The organism is Acanthopleuribacter pedis (assembly GCF_017377855.1).
Lineage (GTDB): Bacteria > Acidobacteriota > Holophagae > Acanthopleuribacterales > Acanthopleuribacteraceae > Acanthopleuribacter > Acanthopleuribacter pedis.
In genome coordinates, this window is sequence record NZ_JAFREP010000006.1 from 383,848 (window position 1) to 402,818 (window position 18,971).

Consider the following 18,971-nt stretch of genomic DNA (forward strand, 5'->3'; position numbering starts at 1 on the left):
AACCTCCTGACGGCACCATGGCTGTATCTTTTAACGACGGCACCCTGTTTCGCAAAGTTTAGAATAATCGCCAACACATTTACCACCAAAGGTTTAACCGTTTAGATTTAATTCAGATCCAATTCAGAATCGGTGACGGTGGTGGTCCCGTATCATGGGTTCGACGTTGTGCTTGAACGGGCTCAGGCCGGCAAGGGTGCGCACATGGGTTTTTTGCAGGCGTCTCCTATGAAACTAAAAGGATCTGAAAGCGAGGTAGTTATGGCACGTATTCACTTTTTCGAAATCGCGGACCTGCCCTGGTGTCCCCAATTCATTCGCGACGGCATTACCGATACCTTACAATTCCTGGCCGAGGCCGGCGACGGGTTTGCCCCGATGGTGCCCCTCCTTGCCGAGGCGCTAAATCGCACCGGCTGCACCGAAATCCTCGATTTAGGGTCCGGGGCCGGCGGGGGCTGGTTGAGCCTGGTTAAGCAGTTTCGCGAGCAAGCCGACTTAGAGCTTCACGTGCGGCTTTCCGATCTCTACCCCAACCATCGGGCCTTCGCGCGTTTGGCGCGGGAGAGCGACGGCCGTATCCAAGGCCTGGAAACACCGCTGGACGCAACCAAGGTGGCCCCGGAACAGAAGGGTTTCCGTACCATGTTCAACGGCTTTCACCATCTTCAGCCGACACAAGCACGGGCACTGCTCGCCGACGCCGTGGCGCAAAAACGCGGGGTGGCCGTGGTGGACGGCGATCCCAACCGCCTGCTCGGTATGGTGTTTATGCTGGTGTTTATGCCGCTGATGTTTCTGGTGATCCCGTTCGTAAAGCCATTCTCATGGAAACGCCTCTTTTTCACTTATATCTTGCCGCTCCTGCCCCTGGCCATTTTCTTCGACGGTATTGTGTCGGTCCTGCGAGTCTATTCACCGCGCGAACTCAATGCGCTGGTTAAAACGGTGCCGGGCCGGCAGGACTACGCGTGGCGCGTGGGGGTGGCGCCCATTCCCAAGTCGCCCTTGGGCTTGAGTTATTTGATTGGGACGCCCAAATAAAAAAAGCCGGTGGCTCTGATGAACCACCGGCAAGTTAACGCGAATGCGTTAGGAGTTTACAAGCTCCCTTCAAAATGCTCTACCACTTACACACTCACCAAAAAGCGACCAACCGTCCGAAAAAAAATAAAAAAAATTTGAAAGATGTCCGTGCGGCGGCCGGCTCAGGGTTTTTTTCTGTGAAACGAAGGGCAAATCCACCCCATTCGGCATTCCACCCCGTGGGGAAGCCGGCGTTTCTTTTGAAATCGGAGATTGTCGCCCATGTCCATTCTCGCTCGGGTATAATCGGCCATCATTTATCTCATTGTTTAACATTCTTTGGCCCGCGCGGAGGGAAACTTTGTGTGGCATCGCCGGTATTTTTAACCTCAACAGCGACCGCGCCGTGGTGCAGCGCGAACTCGATCTCATGCAACGCGCCATGGTCCATCGCGGGCCCGACGGCGCCGGAACCTTTTTGCCCGATCCCGAATTGGGGCTGGTCCATGTACGGCTCGCCATCATTGATCTGGTCGCGGCTTCCAATCAGCCGTTCCATTTTCGCGAGGCCGGTTTGTCGCTGGTCTTTAACGGCGAAATCTACAACTACCTCGAATTGCGCGAAGAACTTCTGAAACAAGGCTACGCCTTCCAAACCGCCTCCGATACCGAGGTGCTGCTCAAGGGGTACCACGCCTGGGGCGAAGCCGTGGTGGATCGCCTCAACGGAATGTGGGCCTTTGCGATTTGGGACGCGGGCAATAGACGTCTTTTCTGTAGCCGTGACCGCTTCGGCATCAAACCCTTTAATTACGCCGAGGTTGGCGGCCGTTTCCTGTTCGGTTCCGAAATTAAGTCGCTGTTGGCCGTGGAACCGTCCCTCGCCGAGCCCAACTGGAACGCGCTTTCCCTGATCATGCGGCGCAGCATCGGCGCGCAATCCCCGCAAACCTGTTTTCGCCAGGTACATCGCTTGCCACCCGCCCATAATTTAACCGTGGATGGCGACGGCGTGAAGCTGCGTCGTTATTGGGATTACCCGACCCACCAAAATCGCGAGATCAGCTATGAGGCGGCTTGTGAGGAAGTGAACCGCCTCATGAAAAACGCCGTGCGTTTGCGCATGCGCAGCGACGTTCCGGTCGGGGTCGCCCTTTCCAGCGGGCTCGACAGTTCGGTGATCGCGTGCTTGGCGGCACAAGTGCACACCAATCTCGAAACCTTTACCTCGGTGTACGAGCAGGGTTACCGCAGCGAATTTCCCGATGCGCGCAAGTTGGCCGAATCCGTCGGTCTGCGCGCCAACGGCATCACCATGGAAGGCAAAAATGTGATCGAGGTGTTGTCGCGGTGTTTGCACCATCTCGAATCGCCCCACGCCTCGCCCGCCATTTTGCCCTATTGGAACATTACCGGCGCCGCCCGGCGCAAAGTCACCGTGTTTCTGGAAGGGCAGGGCGCGGACGAGCTTTTGGCCGGTTATTTGGATCGCCTGCTGTTTGCCCACTTCCGTGATTTAATCGGTCGCGGCCGCTTCGGCCAAATCGGCCAGGATGTGCGCAGCCTCTACCAAACCGCCAAAAAAGAGCAGTCCATCGGCAGCAGCGGGGGGCCCAAGACCTATTTCGCCAATTTCATGCGCGGCATGATGCCCTGGGCACAACCGCTTTATCAGCGGTGGCGTGGTGACGGCGGTCTGTACATCGGGCCTTGGAACCGTCAACCGATCTTTCCCGATTTCCAACAACCCCATCCCGATTACGACCAGGTGAACCGCGATTTGCGGCGGCAGATGGAACAAAATTTGGTGAACCTGCTGCATTACGGCGATGCGATTTCCATGGCCCACGCGTTGGAATCTCGCTTGCCGTTCCTCGATGTGCATCTGGTTGAGTTCATGTTCTCCCTGCCCGGATCCTTTAAGTTCCGCGACGGTTTGGGGAAAAAGATCCTGCGTGACGCGATGCGGCCGGATGTGCCGGAGGAAGTGCTGTTCCGCCGTTTCAAAATGGGGTTCACCTCGCCGATTGCGCAATGGTTGCGCGAGCACAGCGAGGATGTGGTGCATCCCATTTTGTTCAGCCCGGAATGTCGCGATCTCGGTATTTTTGATCGTGCCCGCCTCGAAAAAATGGTCGGCGAACACGTGCGCGGTGAAGCCAACTACGCCTCGCAAATTTTCCGCTGGATCAGCATGGTGTTGTGGCATCGACAGTTCATCAAAGGATCGCTGCCGGTGGCTGCCTGTGGGTGAGTTGCGCCACAACCTCCTGCGTGTGATTGCCAACTTTGGTCGCTTCGGTGCCAACCTTGTTTTCGGTCTGCTGCTGGTGCGCCTGCTGCTCCAATTTGGCGGCGAGGTCTACAGCGTGGTGATTCTGTTGGGCACCACCATTGGGTATTTCCGGCTTTTCCCCGACGTGGTGCAGCAATCCATCATTCACGAACTGGTTTCCGCCTACCACCGCGAAGAGGAACCCGAGGCACTGGTCTCCGTTTTTGCCGCCGCGATTCGGGTCGGCCTGATCACGGCCGGGGTGATGGTGCTGGGGATCGTCCTTTTTGTCGCCTTGTTACACGCCGTGTTCGACATTCCGCCCGCTCTGCACGGGGCCGCCCGTTTTATGGCCCTGTGTATCGGCCTGCAAACCGTTGCCGTTGCGCTGTCCGCGCCGAGTTTTAACATGCTCAACGTTTGGGAACGCTTCGCCGAGGTCAACACCTGGATGGTGGCCCAGCGCGTGACCTTCCCCAGCGCGGCATTGGCGGTAACCTTCATGGACCTTTCCGGCGAGGCCGACCGCATTGTGGCCTACGGTTTTTTGTCGACACTGCTGTTTTTGGGGGTCTTGCTCGCGGCCGTGATTCGGGTGCATCGCCGCGAACCGCGCTTGCGGTTGTTCCATCCCGAGTACGAAACCGCGGTGGTGAAACGCATGTTGTTGCTGGGCGGTTGGAACACCGCCGCCAACGTGGCGCTCATGGTGCAAACCGTGTTTAGTTCGGTCCTGATGAACCGCTTTTTCGGCCTCACCGCCAACGGCATGTTCGGGCTGGCCTTGCAGTTGGGGAACTACGTGCGCATCATCGCCCACGGCATGGCCGGCGGGTTGGACACCATCTCGGCGCGTTTCGGCGTGGCCCACGGCGACGAAGGCATTCGCAAGCTGCTCTATTACGCCGGCTTGGCCCATACCTGGGCCGTGATGTCGGTGTTCCCCCTGCTGATGCTCTATCCGCAACAGATCCTGCAGTTGTGGATTGGGCCGGCCGAGGCCAATCCCGAGATCGATTATGGGTTAACCGCCAACCTGATTCGGCTATTCGCGTTCGGCGCCATGTTTACCGGCATCGCCGACGGCTGGATCAAACTCTTGATCGGTGCCGGCCGCGCGGCCGGCTACGCGCGCGCCCTGCTGCTGATTACCGGGTTCGGCATTCCGGCATCCCTGTTGCTCGCGCTGTTTGGCCCGGAATGGTTGCGGTTCTACAGCCTTAGCTTTCCCTACACGCTGTTTTACCCGTGCTTGGGTTTACCCGCCTTTGTTTATGTTCTGGCGCGTTGGAGCGGCTCGCGGCCGGCCCAGATTTTGGCACCTTTGGCGCGGGTCCTCGGCCCGGTGAGTTGCGGTGTCGCCGGGTTGTTCGCAGTGCGTGCCTTGGCGCTACCCGCGCCCTGGGGATTTCTGCTTGCCGTTGCGGCGCACCTGGGTTTGTACGCCCTGTCTTCCTGGTTCCTGCTGGTGGATGCGGGTTTGCGGGGTCGCATTCAAAAGCGGGTCTTGGCCCGTTTCACATCGGGAACGGACCAAGCGGGTTAATGTTTATACGGCGCGATGGGTGAGGTTGTGGACTGGTTGTTAAGTGGCCGCGGTGGTTGCACGGGAATCCTTTCTCGAGCGGTTGCGCGAGCCGGGTTAGAATGGCGGGGTGAGGTTAAATCATGGAAACGCTGCAGTATTTGGGCGGTTATGCCCCCGCCTTATTGGAAAAAGTGCAACGGCTCATCGCCCAAGATCGGTTGGGTGCTTATTTAATGGAGCGGTATCCCGAGGCGCACCAAATTCGTTCGCCCAAGGCGTTGTCGCAATACACCCTGGATTTGAAAAATACCTACATGCGGCGATCCGGCCCCTTGAGCAAGGTGGTGTACAGCGAAAAAATTGATGTGATGCGCAATGCGCTGGGGGTGCATACGCGCGCGAGTCGGGTGCAGGGCAACAAACTCAAGGCCAAACGCGCGATTCAGATCGATGCGTTGTTTAAAAAGGTGCCGGAGGATTTCCTGCGCATGATCGTGGTTCACGAATTGGCGCATTTTAAGGAAGCGGATCACAACAAGGCCTTTTACCAGTTGTGCGAACATATGGAGCCGGATTACCACCAACTCGAGTTCGATCTGCGCCTGTACTTAACCTTCCGAGATCAGAAGGGCGAAGACCTCTGGTAAATCGGGTAGGAGGCGGGGTTGCCCTCCGCCGTCCTCCCACACCACCGGGCATACGGTTCCGTACCACGGCGGTTCATTTCATTCTTCCCAGACTGAGTTTGTACAGAGAAAGTGAGATGAGCCCACGTCCAATAAAGTAGTCTGCCGGGTAAGCAAAGTTCATGTGCCTTTTCCCGGAGTTCCACCAAGGTCCACGTCCGTTCCAAGCTGATTTCCTTGCCGTTTCTTCGGGAATTCCCCTTTTACGCAGCATCGTATATCGCTTGAACGGGCGTTTCCATTGCCGCCATAGAATGGTTCGTAGTCGCCTACGAATCCATCCGTCCAGTTCCTCGAAGACACCCTTGACCTCAGCCAGTTTGTAGTACGCGACCCACCCCCGAAGCTTTGGCGCTAATTCGCGCATAAAGGCTTCCAGGTTGCGTCCTCGTCCTTTACGGAAATCGCGTTTCCGTTCCTGTTTGAACCTTTGGATGCTTTCTTTGGCCACTTTCAGTCGCGGCTTCCTGTGGGCCGTCATGCTATACCCGAGAAATTTCCGTTTCCAGGGTCGGTCTACCGCACTTTTCTCTCGGTTCACCTTCAAACGAAGCTTAGCCTCAAGAAAGTAGGTGACCGTTTCCATGACCCGCTCTCCCGCTCTTCGACTTTTCACATAGATGTTGCAATCGTCGGCGTAGCGGCAGAACCGGTGCCCTCTTCGTTCAAGCTCTTTGTCCAGATCGTCGAGGAGGATGTTCGACAGCAGCGGCGACAACGGCCCGCCTTGCGGAGTTCCCTTTACCCGTTGCGTCTCAAGTCCTCCCACCATCATGCCTGCCGTCAGAAACTTACGGATCAGTTTCAAGAGCGGCTTGTCATCGATACGACGCGCTACCCGTGCCATCAATACGTCGTGGTTGACCTTGTCGAAAAATTTCTCCAGGTCCATATCCACGATCCATCGGTGCCCGGCTGTAACGTGGGCTTTGGCCGCGATCAGCGCTTGGTGGGCGCCTCTCCTCGGCCTAAAGCCGTAGCTCGAACTTGAAAAGAGCGGTTCCCATATCGGTTGGAGCACTTGGTGAATCGCTTGCTGGATGAGCCGGTCCAAAACGGTTGGGATACCCAGCACCCTCGTGCCGCCCCCCGGTTTCGGGATATCTTTCCTTTTCACCGGTTTCGGCTTGTACCGCCCATCCAGAAGCTCTTCTTTAATGCTCGGCCAGTTGCGTGCGAGAAAGGTGTCCAGTTCGTCGACAGTCATTCTGTCGACGCCCGGCGCACCTTTGTTCTTCTTCACCCGCGCCAGTGCCGTTTGCATGTTCTCATTTGCGACCACTCTCTTAAGTAGTCCTTCTGCCTTCCGCATGTAGTATTCCCTGAGTACCGGCACGTTTGCCACCCCGCCGCTTTGCCCTCGCGGCTTCCGGCCGCTACTCTCCAGCGTGGGGTCGTGTTTCTCATCACGACATTCTGTTGCTTCACGTTTCATCGAAATCAAGGCTCCATGCTAAATGAACTGTTCCGGCCTTCAGTCAGGTCGCCTGACCTACTATGCCTTCTGCTGACTCCTGCCGATCCATCCCAACCCCTTACGAGATTAGTAGCACAAGGCAGATCGACAGGCCTCCCCGGGTAATGCACACCCACCTCCACGCTTATACCCGCCGCATTTACGGCGACATGTTCCGTTCAGGTATCGGACTTTGAAGATATTGGCCTTCTCATCCCATGCAACCGCCTGATGGGATTCCTGTACGTCGGGTCAGCGTTTTGCCTTCGGCTTCCTTCAGATCCCGCCTCGCGACGAGCACCCTTGCCGTTCGGCTAACAGTTCCCCCTGACGGGCCTGTAAGGGACTTGAACCCTCAAGTGAGTGTGCCCTGCCGGGCACACCAAAAAAAAGCGAAGGCCGAGGCCTTCGCTATAAATGGTGCTTGCAATCATTGAAAGGCGGAACGCCTGTCATGAAGCGGATACGGCGGCTCACCCAAATCCCCTGACACGAATTTAAAAAAGTTGTTTCACCCTTGATAGCCGCCAAAAGGAGCTATGCCTCCGGTACTCACATGGTAAACGCGAGGGGAACTGCATCTTTTAGTAGGTAAGCGACCTGGTCAAAAAAGGCGTTCAGGAGGTTGCTCATGCGCGAAGCTGAAATGCTTGAAACCAGCAGCCCGAAGGGGGCTCAATGGAAGCAACGGATTCAACGTTGGGAGGCGTCGAGGTTCTCGCGGGGAAAACCATTGTCTCAAATAGGCCACTTTCAGTTACCGGCGAAAGAAATTCCCCGAAGAACGCGGCACAAAGCCAAAAAGGGCGTTGCCTGCAGATTGCACAGCCCTCCCCCGCAGCACCTCGGTATGTTCGCCGGCCCAAGAGTTAATTGTTGATTGGGTTAAGGCTTCCGCGTAAGTGGCGGCCATGCTGGGTTGCTGGGCACATGCAGGCCGTTAGCTTGTTGACACCGCGAAGGGTAGAAGAAAAAGGTTAACGCCCTGGGCTGATCAAAACATCCGATCTACCAAGTGCCTTGTTATATTTCAATTCTTCATTACATTTTTTTTGAGAAAAATAAATACACTGTGTCATCTCCATCATCACCGAGATATTTGTGATCAGCATCTGGGTAACGAAACGAGTAAATCCATTTTGCTTGATCCTCTAATGGGAGTAAGTCAATTATTCGTTCGAAATCGTCAATTGCCTTTTCCTGATTATCTACTGTGTCAGCTTGAAAAACCGCAGCTCCCTCCCAGTTAACATTACGCAAATTTGCATTATTAAAGCTTGCTCCAAATAAAACTGAATTAGAGAAATCAGCACCCTCTAAATCTGCCTTATCAAATTTTGCATGATTTAATCGTGCGTTAACAAAAATTGCGCCACGAAGATTTGTGTGCGGATAGCGAAGAGAAGATATTTGTTTTTCTGATGGCGTGAAGTCAACACCAATTAACTCGGCACCAGTGAAGTTTGAATAGTCTAATTGAGAACTATTGAAAACCGCTGTAAAACCTTCTGAATCTCGAAAATCAGAACTGTTCATTACTAAGCCACTGAAATTTAGATGGGATATTTGAAACCCGCGAAAATCAGAATAAGAAAAATCTGGTCGCACTTCAGCAAATTCGGATAGGTTTTCAGGATTTAATCGTAGAACCCGAAGCAACAACCTTCCTCTCTCGGGACTCAATGCTTTTTTGGATAAAAGTCCTGCCCCCTGTATTGGTGTTACAATCCCAACTGACTTGTAGAAATCTGGTTCTCCATACTCCAAGAACCGGTATGGGCGAAGTCCCGCTGAAAGGTTAGCAATATTTTCTAATGTCGCAAGAGAAAGCTTGATGTTATCTTTACCATTAGAAGAATACGCACTTAACTCTAGATTGATTTCCTGGATCTCGCTAACTAGCAAAGCTCGTCGAGATGCTTCCTGAAGATGGTTTGATGTCTCAATTAACTTATTTTGAATTTCTAATTTTTCGACTTGCATATAGGTCGCCAGAAATATTGAAAAACTAACCACGCCACCTAGGATTGCCACAAGGCGTCCAAATGCAACCGCTCGTAAAACAGCAGCCCAAATTGCTTGGCACAAAGAATAAAAAAATGGAGATCCTTTGTTCAACCTTTTTTTTAAAAGTTCTTTATCTTTTTCATTATATTTGCCTGAAGATATCTTGGCCGAAAAAGTCGCAATTTCAAAAACTAAATCTTGTATTTCTTCAGGGTTTTCAGGTATTGATTTAATCGCTTTTGAAGAATAGTGCTTAAACAGGTAGTAGCCGGAGAATGCTCCTACAAAAAAAACAACGATAATGCCAGCGGCTACCACTAATACATCAATAGCGATATCAAAAGTAAAAAGCACTTGAGCTGTTATAACTAAGCCAATTCCAAGAAATACACCTGTAATCAAATCAGGGCTTGAGACTTTTAAACCCAAACGCATCCATAATGACTTCTTTGAACTTGTTTTTGTTTCTTGATCCAAAGGTGTTCCTTTTCTTACTGTCTGAACTTTTCTAAAGTTTCAGAGTGAAAGCTAAGAAGAACGGGTTAATCGCAAGATAAGCGAAAAGTGAAGTTGAACGTAGCTGCCTGCCAGCTCATGGAAATCTCGCTTGTAGTCATAGAAAACAATGTCGCTTCCATTTCAAGACCATCTACTGGTATCGGAATTCACAGGTACCGCCTGCTCTCAACATCGTTTTTAAAATTAGCAGGCGGGGAGCTTTGGGAAGCAGTGCCTCGACCGGGGCGGTTCTCCGCGCTATCTCTTCCTCTAACGAGGCTGATTGCGCTTTTGGGGTCCCATGCCCCTGCCGTTCAGTTTTCGAAAGAACGGTGTTGATTTCCTCCGTGTCAATGCCCTTGGCGCGAAGCAAGGCGCCGGAGGTTTCATGGGGATTGGCCGCGCCGGGTGCATACACGTCTAGATTAAGGAGGCCCTTCGTGGACAGAAGACGAAGTCCGATGCGTTCCATGCCGACCTGCGCGACATATCCAGCACATGGCTTTGGCCGGTCTTCCTTGGTTTTGTGGCAGGCCATCATTTGAAACCCTCCCACGATGATTGCGACCAGCTCATGCCGCCTTTGCCGAGGCCATTCGTCGGGATCACTGTCTTTTCGCCTAGGGCAGTTGCTACACGGTGATTTTTTCATCGTTGATTCCCCTTTCTCAGCATGGGTCGGACGAGGCTATCCTACCTCGACAAACGGCGGAAAAACACCAGAAACTGCCTAACCCCTCCCAGGCTCTTGGCGTAGTTACCAACGACCCGATGCCTTTGCCGGTGGATCCCGGCTACCCCATTCGTACCATCTTAAAAGATGGGATTCTCCTACCGTTTACGTGGTTCTAGCTTATCCGAAATTCAGGGGATGCTTTTTCCTGCTCGTTGGTAGGCTTGCAATTCAGGAGGCGAGTTTTTTGGCTGTAAAAAAGCAATCACAGAGAATGATGGGTGACCTTTATTAATCCAGCCGTATGTAATTACGTTCATAAAGATCAAGGATTGAGCCAAGCTCCTTCTCGCCAGCATCATGTTTTTGAGGGTTACGCAGCTTGCTCAACCATTTGTAAAGTTTGATCACAGGAAGCTTAATAATAAGCTTCTTGTGTTCGTGGTAAAGCTCACGAACCCACTTTAGTTCGCGGTTTTTTTCTAATTCTGCTTTAGTGCTTCTGTTTATGATGAAACCCAAGTTCCCATGCTGCGAGCACAGGTATGACAACATTTGCCTGTATTCATCTCGGCCGAGTTCCCTCTCAAAGTTTTTAACTTCAAAAATCAGTTGTCTCGATTGATAATCCTCCAGGATTCGCCTCCAAAGCTCAGTGCTGCCCGTATTTGTGCCAACAATGTCTCTCCTTTGAGTTTTGTTTTTGTTTGGGTTCAATGAAGGGTTTTGTAACCCTTTAGGGAAAACAATTTTGATAGCTTTTAGGCACCACTCCTCGAACTCTCCGGCATCTTCCCTTCCTTGTTTTATGTTGTTCAATTCCTGCATGACTGCGCCAAGTTTTCTTTTTCTTATTTCTGTCGTTTCAGAAGATACTTGTATATCGTATTCGTCGTAGATCTCCTCAGTGTTTTCAAGGTGTTCATTAGGTTTTATATTTAAACCAATCCAATAGCATGGGTGAATCAATAGCTTCGATTGATGACTCACGGAGAAGTCAGGGTCTTTACCGTCGTGACAAAAGACAAAGCTAGATACATTGTCTTTCCAAACACCAAGGAAACCTACACTGTATAAGGTCTGAATTATCGTCTTTGTGTCGCTTAGAATGGCAAACGCTTGGGCTTCTGATTTTTCAAGTGATTCAAGAGAAACCGTTGCCAGAATTTCATCAATCTCAATATAGTTGAGAGTTGTTTTTGTGTTGCAGAATAACGAAAGCAAGCGCGCGATACATGGGATGATCTCCAAGTATTCCTTCTTGAGATCTTCAAGTCTTGAACAAGAAATTTGCCTTGATGTCTTATCTATGTCATCATTAACTATAACGTCTCGACTGTGAGAATAAGCATTATTAAATGCCTTGTTTAATAAAACGAGAAGATCGCGGGGCCGGTACAGTGTCAATTGAAGGCATCGACGAAAGCCTTGTTTTCCTCTTAGATCTCGGGCCGTCTTTTGATCCCAAACTTTCAGACTCTTCTCTTGTGTTATTCCAAAAGCTACTCTTAAGCGGTTGCAAATCATGTTGAAAAGTTGGTATTCGTCCCAGTGTAATCTAAGCACATCACCTTCAACATTTCTGGAATAATCAGGATCAAGGAGCTGAATAGACCGAAATATATTGTCACGAAAAAATATTGTTGTTGCCGTTCTTGGGAGTTGATTGGATAGGCTGTCGAGAGCGTAAATTAAACCTGTCAAAATAGAAATGCCAATAGGGTCTGGTTCATAACCTTCGTCCAATTTGTCCGCGATTATGCGCAGAGAGAAGGTCTTCTTATTTAGCGCCTTCGCGACAAGTTGATATAGGTCTTTAATTTGAAGGGTTCTGGCAAGTGTTGATATTCTTTTCTCTATAACTACGTCAGTTTCAACCAGGGTGTCCAGGGCTCCTAACATTCTATCTATAATATTATCACCCTCTTTTCGCCATGCTTTTTCCTCAATTAAAAGCTGTGCTAGTTCATTGTCGGATCGAATCTTATAGTTCGATGCAAGGTTAAGGATAATCTCTTGCAGAATAGCGTATTCCCATGCGATTTTACTAGCAATCCTTAGGTGCTTCTGTCTGTCAGAAAAAAGATTAACAAAAGGCCTAAGCCCGATGATTTCGGTTTCGTTAGGAGATATACTTACAATCACCGCCTTTTTATCTAGTCTCCAGTGTTTTTGAAGCTTGTAGAATAGAGCACTCTTGCCGGTCCCCCGACGACCGACAATCACTCGCCTTGTATGCTCTTCAATGAGAGTTCTATATTCTGGGGTTTCGTAAAAAGCTTGATCTAGCATTTCAAAATCTCTCTCTGCTTGAACGTCGCCCAGAGAGTTTATTTTTCTGAAGTTATTTTTGATCACAGGGGCCCGCTTGATGTTTTTTCCAAAAAAATACCACAAAACAAGAACCTCAGCAAGATGATAAATCAGGGTATATCAAGCTACTCTAAAAGACATTTGTAGCGTCATAAAAATAAAGCCAAGGGAGGGCGGGGTGACCTTGCGCGCGCCGCGAATCGCTTCTTTTAACAGTTGGCACATCTTGGCATTCTCCTGTCGAGAACGACGATGGATGAATGGTCGCAAAAAGTCGCTCAGTGTTGCCTCGCTTTGGTCGACGCTTTCAAGGAAGACCTTCTCAAAAGCAACGATGTTCCAATCGATGAAACAACGCCCCGGGTTTACGGTGAAAAAGACCGATTAAACACCACGCCGTCTTACATGTGGGCTGTGCGTGGCGGGCTGCCGAATTCTGGACCCCAAACATTTATTGACCAAAGCAGCCTAACACGAAGTCGCTCGGTTGCTTGGTTCTTGGTTATGGGTGGGCGATGAGGACGAGGGTGTCGATGCGGTTGGAGATTGCCGTGTGGGCCAGGGTTAGGGTTTCCGGGTCGAGGGCGGCGAAGCTTTCGTCCAGAATGAGCAGTTCGGGTTCTTGCAGGATGGCGCGGGCGATGCACACGCGCGCGTGCTCGCCGTGGGAGAGTTGCCAGCCGGTGTCGCCGACCATTTGTTGCAGGCCCGCCGGCATGCGGTCGAGCAGGTCGCCCAGGCCCAGCTCGCGACAGATTTGGTCGGCCAACTGTAAGTCGGCGTGTTGGGGTGGCCAGGCGCGGCCCATGAGCAGGTTGAAGGCGAGTGAGGCCGAGAAGATGTGGTTTTCGTGGAATTGGGTGACCAAGGCGATGCGGCGGTGCCAATCCTGATCGCGGCGGGTGGCGCGGTCGAAGCCGTTGAGCAGCAACAAGCCGCCGTTGGGGTCGCGCAGGCCGGCGAGGATGGCGGCGAAGGTTGACTTGCCACTGCCGCTGGGACCTTCGATGAGGATGCGTTCGCCGCGTTTGATCTGCAGGTGGAGGTTTTGCAGGACGGCGGCTTGGGCGCGTTGGTGGCGGAAGTGGATGTCGCGCATGTTGACCAGGTTGCCGCTTGGGTTGGTGTCGGCCTGCTGGGTGCGTGGGTCGGCGATGGGGACCGCGTCGGGCGGGGCCGCCACCAATAGCCGCACCTCGCGCCAAGCGATCCATGCCTGGACCAAGCTCGTGAAACCCGCGTTGAATTGGGTGAACCCGCGCACGGCCAGAAGGATGCCGCCAAGTGAGACGGCGATACCCAGTGGGTTGAGGCCCGGCTGGAAGAGGATGGGGAGCAGGGCGGCGAGGGCGGCGACCATCCAGCCGCGCGTGAGCAGCAGGTCGAGCCACAGCGAAATCCGGTCCATGGCTTTTCCCGCGGCGAGGGTTTCCGCCAAGAAGCGGTCTTCTTGCTGGTGGGATTGGTGCGGGATCTCTTGGATCAAGCGGGTGCGATGGCCCAACATTTTTTCGGTGAGTTGGTGGGATTGTTTGAGGCGGAGATGGGTCCAGTGGCGGCAACGATGGTAATACCGGGCGATGAGCATGCCGCCGAACCCGACCCACAGCGGCAGCAACGCGGTGAGCAGGCCGGCTTGAGGGCCGTGGGCCAACACCCAGGCGGCGAAGCCGAGGTCGACGAAACACAGCAGCGCGGTCAAGCCGCCGTTGATGACGAGGCTCTCCAGCGCGTCTGATTCGAGCACGCGCGCGAGGAAGTTCCCGGAACCCATTTTTTTGAGGTGGTCCGCGTCCAGGTGCAGCGCGCCCTGGAGCAGGTGCTGTTTGAGGATTTGGGCGGCCCCGATGTTAAAGGTTCCCTGGAACCAAAGGGTCATCATGGTTAAGGGGATTTGGCTCAGCAGCAGCAGACCCCAGGGCCACAGGGTATCGGCGTCGATTTGGCCGGTGAGCGAGGCGCCGCCGATCCATTTCCAGGCCTGGATCAATAAAAAGTATTGGATGAAGTGGGTGGTTAGGAACAAAGCCAGCCGCGAACCCAGGCGCGTGGCGGCGGCGCGGGCGGGAAGGGGCGCGGTATCGTTGAGGCGCAGCATCCAGCAGGATTGAATGCGCGAGTCGGCCAAGGTTTCTTTGAGCAGGCGTTGTTGGATGCGTTCTCGGTCGGCGCCTTGAATCTCGGCCTCGTGAAGCAGTTGTTCGGTGGCGACGCGGAAGGGGGCCTCCACCTTCCAGGCGAACAGCGGCAGCACGCTTTCTGTTTTGACCTTGAGTAGGCGGCCGTCAGGGCTCAAGACCTTGAGAAAGCGGTGGTTGCCGCCGGCGAGGGCCAGCAGGTACGGCTGGTTTTCGTGGGGATACACAAACAAGGCGGGCCCGGCGAAACGCAGCAGGTCCTCGACGTCACCGTACCCGACGCTGAGGCGTTCGGCTTGCAGGCCGCGGCCCGCGGCGGCTTGGCGGATGATCCGGTCGAGGTTTTCATTGGTGACCGGTTCGGCGTTCCCGGCGAGGGCCGCCGCATCCAGCGTTACCGCGTCAAGCCTTTGCGGTAGGCCGCTTTGCGCGGCGAGGGCGGCCACGGCGTTGTCCAACTCGGCGGCGGGCCAACCGTGACGGGCCAGTTCATCGGGCGTCATGGTTGCGCCTCCAATTTACCGTTCACCAAACGGAGGCGGCGCTGATCGGGGTCGGCCCACAAGCTGTCCATGAGTTCCTGTTCGGCGCGGAGCAGGCGTTGGTAGGGGCCGGGTTGGTTGCGCAGTTGCTCGGGCGATCCGTCCTGAACCAAACGGCCGCCTTCAATGACACACACGCGGTCGAAGGACAGGGTAGAATCCAGGTCGTGGCTGACGTATATCAGCGTGGCTTGCGGCCACCATGCCCGCACCATGCGCAACTTGGCGGCGCGGGTGGCGCGATCCAAGCCGCGGAAGGCCTCGTCCAACAAAATAAGCCGCGCGTTGCGGCGCAGCAAGCCGCGGCCGAGGCGCACGCGCTGGCCCTCGCCGCCGGATAGACGGGTGCCGGCCTCACCGATCTGGGTTTGCAGGCCTTGGTTGCGTTTGTCGAGGATCGGCATCAGCTCGGCGGCCTCGAGGACGGGTTCCAAGGGGACGGGTTCGGGTTCGTTGCCGTAGGTGAGGTTGTTGAGCAGGGTATCGTTCCAGAGGGTGACGGCCGGGTCGATCCACGCGGTTTCGCGGCGCAAACCGGGCAAACCTTCGTTGTCCAGCCGGGTGCCGTCCACCCAAACGGCGCCCTCGCTGACGGGATAGCGGCCCAGCAACAAACCGAGCAGGCTGGATTTCCCCGCGCCGGACGGGCCGACCAAGGCCAGGTGTTCGCCCGGCTGGATGTCGAGATTGACCCCGCTCAAAACGGCCTGGCGGCCGAGGGTGACGGCCACCGCCTCAAAGCGCAGGGCGGGGCCGCGCGTGTCGGTGGGCTGATGGGGTTCGGTTGCCGTCGGTTGGTGGTGTTCGTCGGGGGCGGCGAGCGGCTCCATAAAACGCAGGGTGGTGCTGCGGTAAGCGGGTAAGGCGCTTACGGCGGCGGCGATTTGTTGGCCGAGGTCGGGGATTTGCAACAGCCAGTAAATCAGCAGGAGCAAGGTGCCGTCCTGCTGAATCTGGACCTGCCGACTGACGATCCAAAAGGTGAGCGCGACGCCGACCAAGCTTTGCAGGCGGGTAAGGGTTGAGGCGGTGAGCAGCTGGTAAGCGGCTTGGACCCAGGCGGTCAGGCGGCGCTCGTGTTCGCGGGTGACGGCGCCTTGCGCGGCGTGGGCGCGGATGGGTGCGGCACCCTTGAGCGCGTCCAGATAAAAACGGCTGAGTGCACCCTCGTGGGCACGGACCCGCATGTCGCGTTCGGCGAGCAAGGGGTAAATGCCCAGCGGCAACAGGGCGGCGGTGATGCCGGCCAGAAGAATGGGCCCGGCGAGATGGGGGGCCAGCCAAATAGCGCCGCCGCAGGTGAAAACCAGGGCACACACGGCTGAAATCAGGCGGGTGACCATCAACGGCAAGCCGCGGATGTGGTGCAACATGTGGTTGCGTTCGGCCATGTCCCCGGTCAGGCGGCCGTGGAAGTAACGTTCACCCAAACGGGGGATTTTTGCCAAAAAGGCGGCGCGGAGCCGCGTTTCGAGGTTTCGCCCCATGCGTAACTGGGCCACTTTTTGCGGGATTTGCAGCAAGAGCAGGGTGACCGCAAACAACCAGAGGACCATGCCGCCCGCGAGCCGTTGCTCGGGCAGCGGTAGCCCGTTGCCGATCTCCATCAGGCCGCGCCACAGTAGGGTTTCGAACAAAACACCGCCGGCCTGCAGCAACGCCAAAAAAAGAATGGTGAGCGGGGCCCACCAACCGTCGGCACGGATGGTTTGCCACAGGAGGCCGGCGACGGCGGGTTCCTTCTCGCCGACGGCGCGGCGCAAGGCGGTATCCGTTTCGCTGGGTTCGTTTTCGGCCTCATCAAGCGTTCCCGGTTGGAAGCTGATAAACACGGCGCCGCGCATCATCAGGTGGGTGTCTTGCGGCGCGGTGTTCACCGACCAATAGGCTTCCGGGATGCAGGTTCCCAGGCTGTCCCCGGCCAAATCGCGTTCGTAGAGGCGGCTGATCAGACGTTTTGCGGCCGACTTGGCGCGAACGGCACCACCGGATTTGAGGGCGCGCACGCAGCGGGTGGCGGCGTCGAGTGTCGCCAACGGGCGGTAATCCTCGTTTTGCAGGGTCTCGACGACCTGAACCTGGGCCGCGTCCTTGCTAAACCCCAGCGCGGTGAGGCGTTGGATGAGGGGAAAAACAAAATGTTTGGAGGTGCGCGCCCAGGCGAACCAATCGGCGTGGCTCAGGGCGTGGCGGTGTTGGTAGAGTTGGCGCTTGAGTTGTCGGGCGGAGACCCATTTGCGGCCGTGGGCGGGATCCATAATTTGGAACCAGCGCCCGTGCCTGCGCCAAATCACAATGAAGTGATGGCCGCCGCCTGGCAGTGAGACCACCGCGAGGGCGGGGAGGAGATCGGTGTCGGGCAGCAGTAAATGGTCGTCCGGCAACATCATTTGTTCGGCGGGCAGGCCCAGGGCGACGGCCACTTCCTCGAGGGTGTCGATGCTGGTGCCGTCGACGCTGGTTTGGCAAGCCTCGCGCATGCGCCCAAAACCCACATCGAGGCCAAACCCATTGAGCACGGCCGACAATGCCGCCGGGCCGCAATCCATTTGGGATGATTGGACGATTTCCGGCACCAAGAAACGGCGCTTCATGGTTGCGGTTCCGAGCGGGTGGGTTGTTGGGCGGCGCGTCGGCCACCCACGGTGCGCAGGAGCATCTGGAGCGGGGTGACGGTTTCGCCACGCACGAGCACCTGGCCGGGGAGCCCGTGTTGGAGCGGGATACCCGGCGGGGTTGCGAGGATGTCGAAATCAATGCGCACGCGCTCATTGCGCCATTCCCCGGCGACCTCGCGCACGCGCAGGGTCAGGCTGCCGTATTGCAGCCAGGGGAAACCGTCGAGGCGCATTTCCGCGCTGTCGCCGGCGCTGATGCGGCCGACGGCGTCGGCGGGATGGAACCAGGCGCGGACCATGAGGGTTTGCTCGGTTAACAAGCGACCCAATTCGCGACCCGCCTCCACGTATGCGTCGTTTTGTAAGGGGCGTACCTCGGCCAATACGCCGTCCGCGGGCGCGGTTACCACATATTGGGCCGCCTCGTGGGTCAGCCGTTGTTGTTCGGAGGCCGCGCTGCGAATATCGCGTTCGGCTTGGTCGCGCCGGCGTGCCAGTTCGCCCGCCTGGTTGTCGGCCTCGGTTTTGGCTTGTGCCCGTTCACTCGCGCGCAGTTGTTGGGTGAGCTGCAGTTGGTCGCCCTCTTGACGAGCTTCGCGCGCGGCTTGTTCCATTTCTGCAAAATCCAATTCGGCGATTTCACCGCGCTGACGCAGAGGGCGGTAGCGGGCCAGCTTATCTTCCGCCGCCTGCAACCGGAGCTCGTGGCGTTCAACGGCGAGTTTGGCTTGTTGTAAACGCAAGTCGGCGCTTTCCAAGGCTTTCCGGGCAAGCACCTGTTGTCGTTGCGCCGCGGCCGTAATTTGCGCCAGGGTCTGGCGGTGTAGGTCCAGATCGGCTTCCGTTTGTTCCAGCGCTTTTTGAACGGCGGTCTGGTCCAGCCGCAGCAAGAGGTCGCCGCGTTGCACACGGCGGTTGAGTTGGAGCTGGTGTTCGGCGACCCGACCGTTGCGATGGGCGGTGATCACATGGGGTTCGGCCACGGCGACAACCCGTGCATTGCCTTGGCGATGCACGGGCACGGCGCCGGCGCCAAACCACCAAATCCAAAGCCCGGCCAACAGGAAAAGCGCGACGGCAAGGCCGCCGACCAATCGGTGTCGTTCACGGTTGAGGGCGCGGGTGGTTTGTTTAAACGGGGTAGACATGGTTGGGGTGACCTTGGCTTGCGTTGTCACAACGTGCGGGGCGACGCACGTTGCGGGGGCGAC

General features: G+C 55.6%; 12 protein-coding genes. 5 read left to right on the forward strand and 7 right to left on the reverse strand.

Annotated features, from left to right (window positions below):
* Window positions 1-261 precede the first annotated feature (261 nt).
* The 4 genes from J3U88_RS09360 (at window position 262) to J3U88_RS09375 (ending at window position 5,476) form a co-directional block, all read left to right on the forward strand.
* The gene (locus tag J3U88_RS09360) at window positions 262-1,044 is read left to right on the forward strand and encodes a class I SAM-dependent methyltransferase (RefSeq protein ID WP_207856593.1); all 783 of its coding nucleotides are present in this window, start codon (window positions 262-264) and stop codon (window positions 1,042-1,044) included.
* 343 nt (window positions 1,045-1,387) lie between these two features.
* On the forward strand, window positions 1,388-3,280 hold the full coding sequence (gene asnB / locus J3U88_RS09365; protein WP_207856594.1) for an asparagine synthase (glutamine-hydrolyzing): 1,893 nt from the start codon (window positions 1,388-1,390) through the stop codon (window positions 3,278-3,280).
* Entirely contained in the window at window positions 3,273-4,847 is a 1,575-nt protein-coding gene (locus J3U88_RS09370; protein ID WP_207856595.1) for an MATE family efflux transporter, read from the forward strand. The genes asnB and J3U88_RS09370 overlap by 8 nt, the downstream gene beginning before the upstream one ends.
* A 122-nt stretch (window positions 4,848-4,969) precedes the next feature.
* Window positions 4,970-5,476 (forward strand): M48 metallopeptidase family protein, encoded by a 507-nt coding sequence (locus tag J3U88_RS09375; protein ID WP_207856596.1) that lies wholly within the window; start codon window positions 4,970-4,972, stop codon window positions 5,474-5,476.
* Between the two features lie 73 nt (window positions 5,477-5,549).
* Here J3U88_RS09375 and ltrA read toward each other — a convergent pair whose 3' ends face one another.
* The 4 genes from ltrA to J3U88_RS34230 all read right to left on the reverse strand — a co-directional run bounded on the left by ltrA (window position 5,550) and on the right by J3U88_RS34230 (window position 12,546).
* Entirely contained in the window at window positions 5,550-6,950 is a 1,401-nt protein-coding gene (gene ltrA, locus J3U88_RS09380; protein WP_207856597.1) for a group II intron reverse transcriptase/maturase, read from the reverse strand.
* 1,062 nt (window positions 6,951-8,012) lie between these two features.
* The gene (locus tag J3U88_RS09385) at window positions 8,013-9,455 is read right to left on the reverse strand and encodes a pentapeptide repeat-containing protein (protein ID WP_207856598.1); all 1,443 of its coding nucleotides are present in this window, start codon (window positions 9,453-9,455) and stop codon (window positions 8,013-8,015) included.
* Between the two features lie 172 nt (window positions 9,456-9,627).
* Window positions 9,628-10,128, reverse strand: a complete 501-nt coding sequence (locus J3U88_RS09390) for a DUF6283 family protein (RefSeq protein ID WP_243435757.1) — start codon at window positions 10,126-10,128, stop codon at window positions 9,628-9,630.
* A gap of 312 nt (window positions 10,129-10,440) precedes the next feature.
* Window positions 10,441-12,546, reverse strand: a complete 2,106-nt coding sequence (locus J3U88_RS34230; protein WP_243435758.1) for a P-loop ATPase, Sll1717 family — start codon at window positions 12,544-12,546, stop codon at window positions 10,441-10,443.
* A 132-nt stretch (window positions 12,547-12,678) separates the two neighbouring features.
* Here J3U88_RS34230 and J3U88_RS35280 point away from each other — a divergent pair, with 132 nt between their 5' ends.
* A complete protein-coding gene (locus tag J3U88_RS35280; protein ID WP_423842028.1) occupies window positions 12,679-12,981 on the forward strand; it encodes an IS66 family transposase in 303 nt (100 codons plus the stop codon).
* On the opposite strand, the gene J3U88_RS09405 is transcribed toward J3U88_RS35280, so the two are convergent.
* The 3 genes from J3U88_RS09405 to J3U88_RS09415 are packed head-to-tail and all read right to left on the reverse strand — an operon-like array spanning window position 12,965 to window position 18,908.
* Window positions 12,965-15,103 carry an ATP-binding cassette domain-containing protein gene (locus J3U88_RS09405; RefSeq protein WP_207856601.1) on the reverse strand — a complete coding sequence of 713 codons (2,139 nt, stop codon included), beginning with the start codon at window positions 15,101-15,103 and terminating at the stop codon, window positions 12,965-12,967. The genes J3U88_RS35280 and J3U88_RS09405 overlap by 17 nt on opposite strands.
* Entirely contained in the window at window positions 15,100-17,736 is a 2,637-nt protein-coding gene (locus J3U88_RS09410) for an ATP-binding cassette domain-containing protein (protein ID WP_207856602.1), read from the reverse strand. The genes J3U88_RS09405 and J3U88_RS09410 overlap by 4 nt, the downstream gene beginning before the upstream one ends.
* Window positions 17,733-18,908: an HlyD family secretion protein gene (locus J3U88_RS09415; protein WP_207856603.1), complete on the reverse strand. Its 1,176-nt coding sequence runs from the start codon at window positions 18,906-18,908 to the stop codon at window positions 17,733-17,735. The genes J3U88_RS09410 and J3U88_RS09415 overlap by 4 nt, the downstream gene beginning before the upstream one ends.
* Window positions 18,909-18,971: the final 63 nt, after the last annotated feature.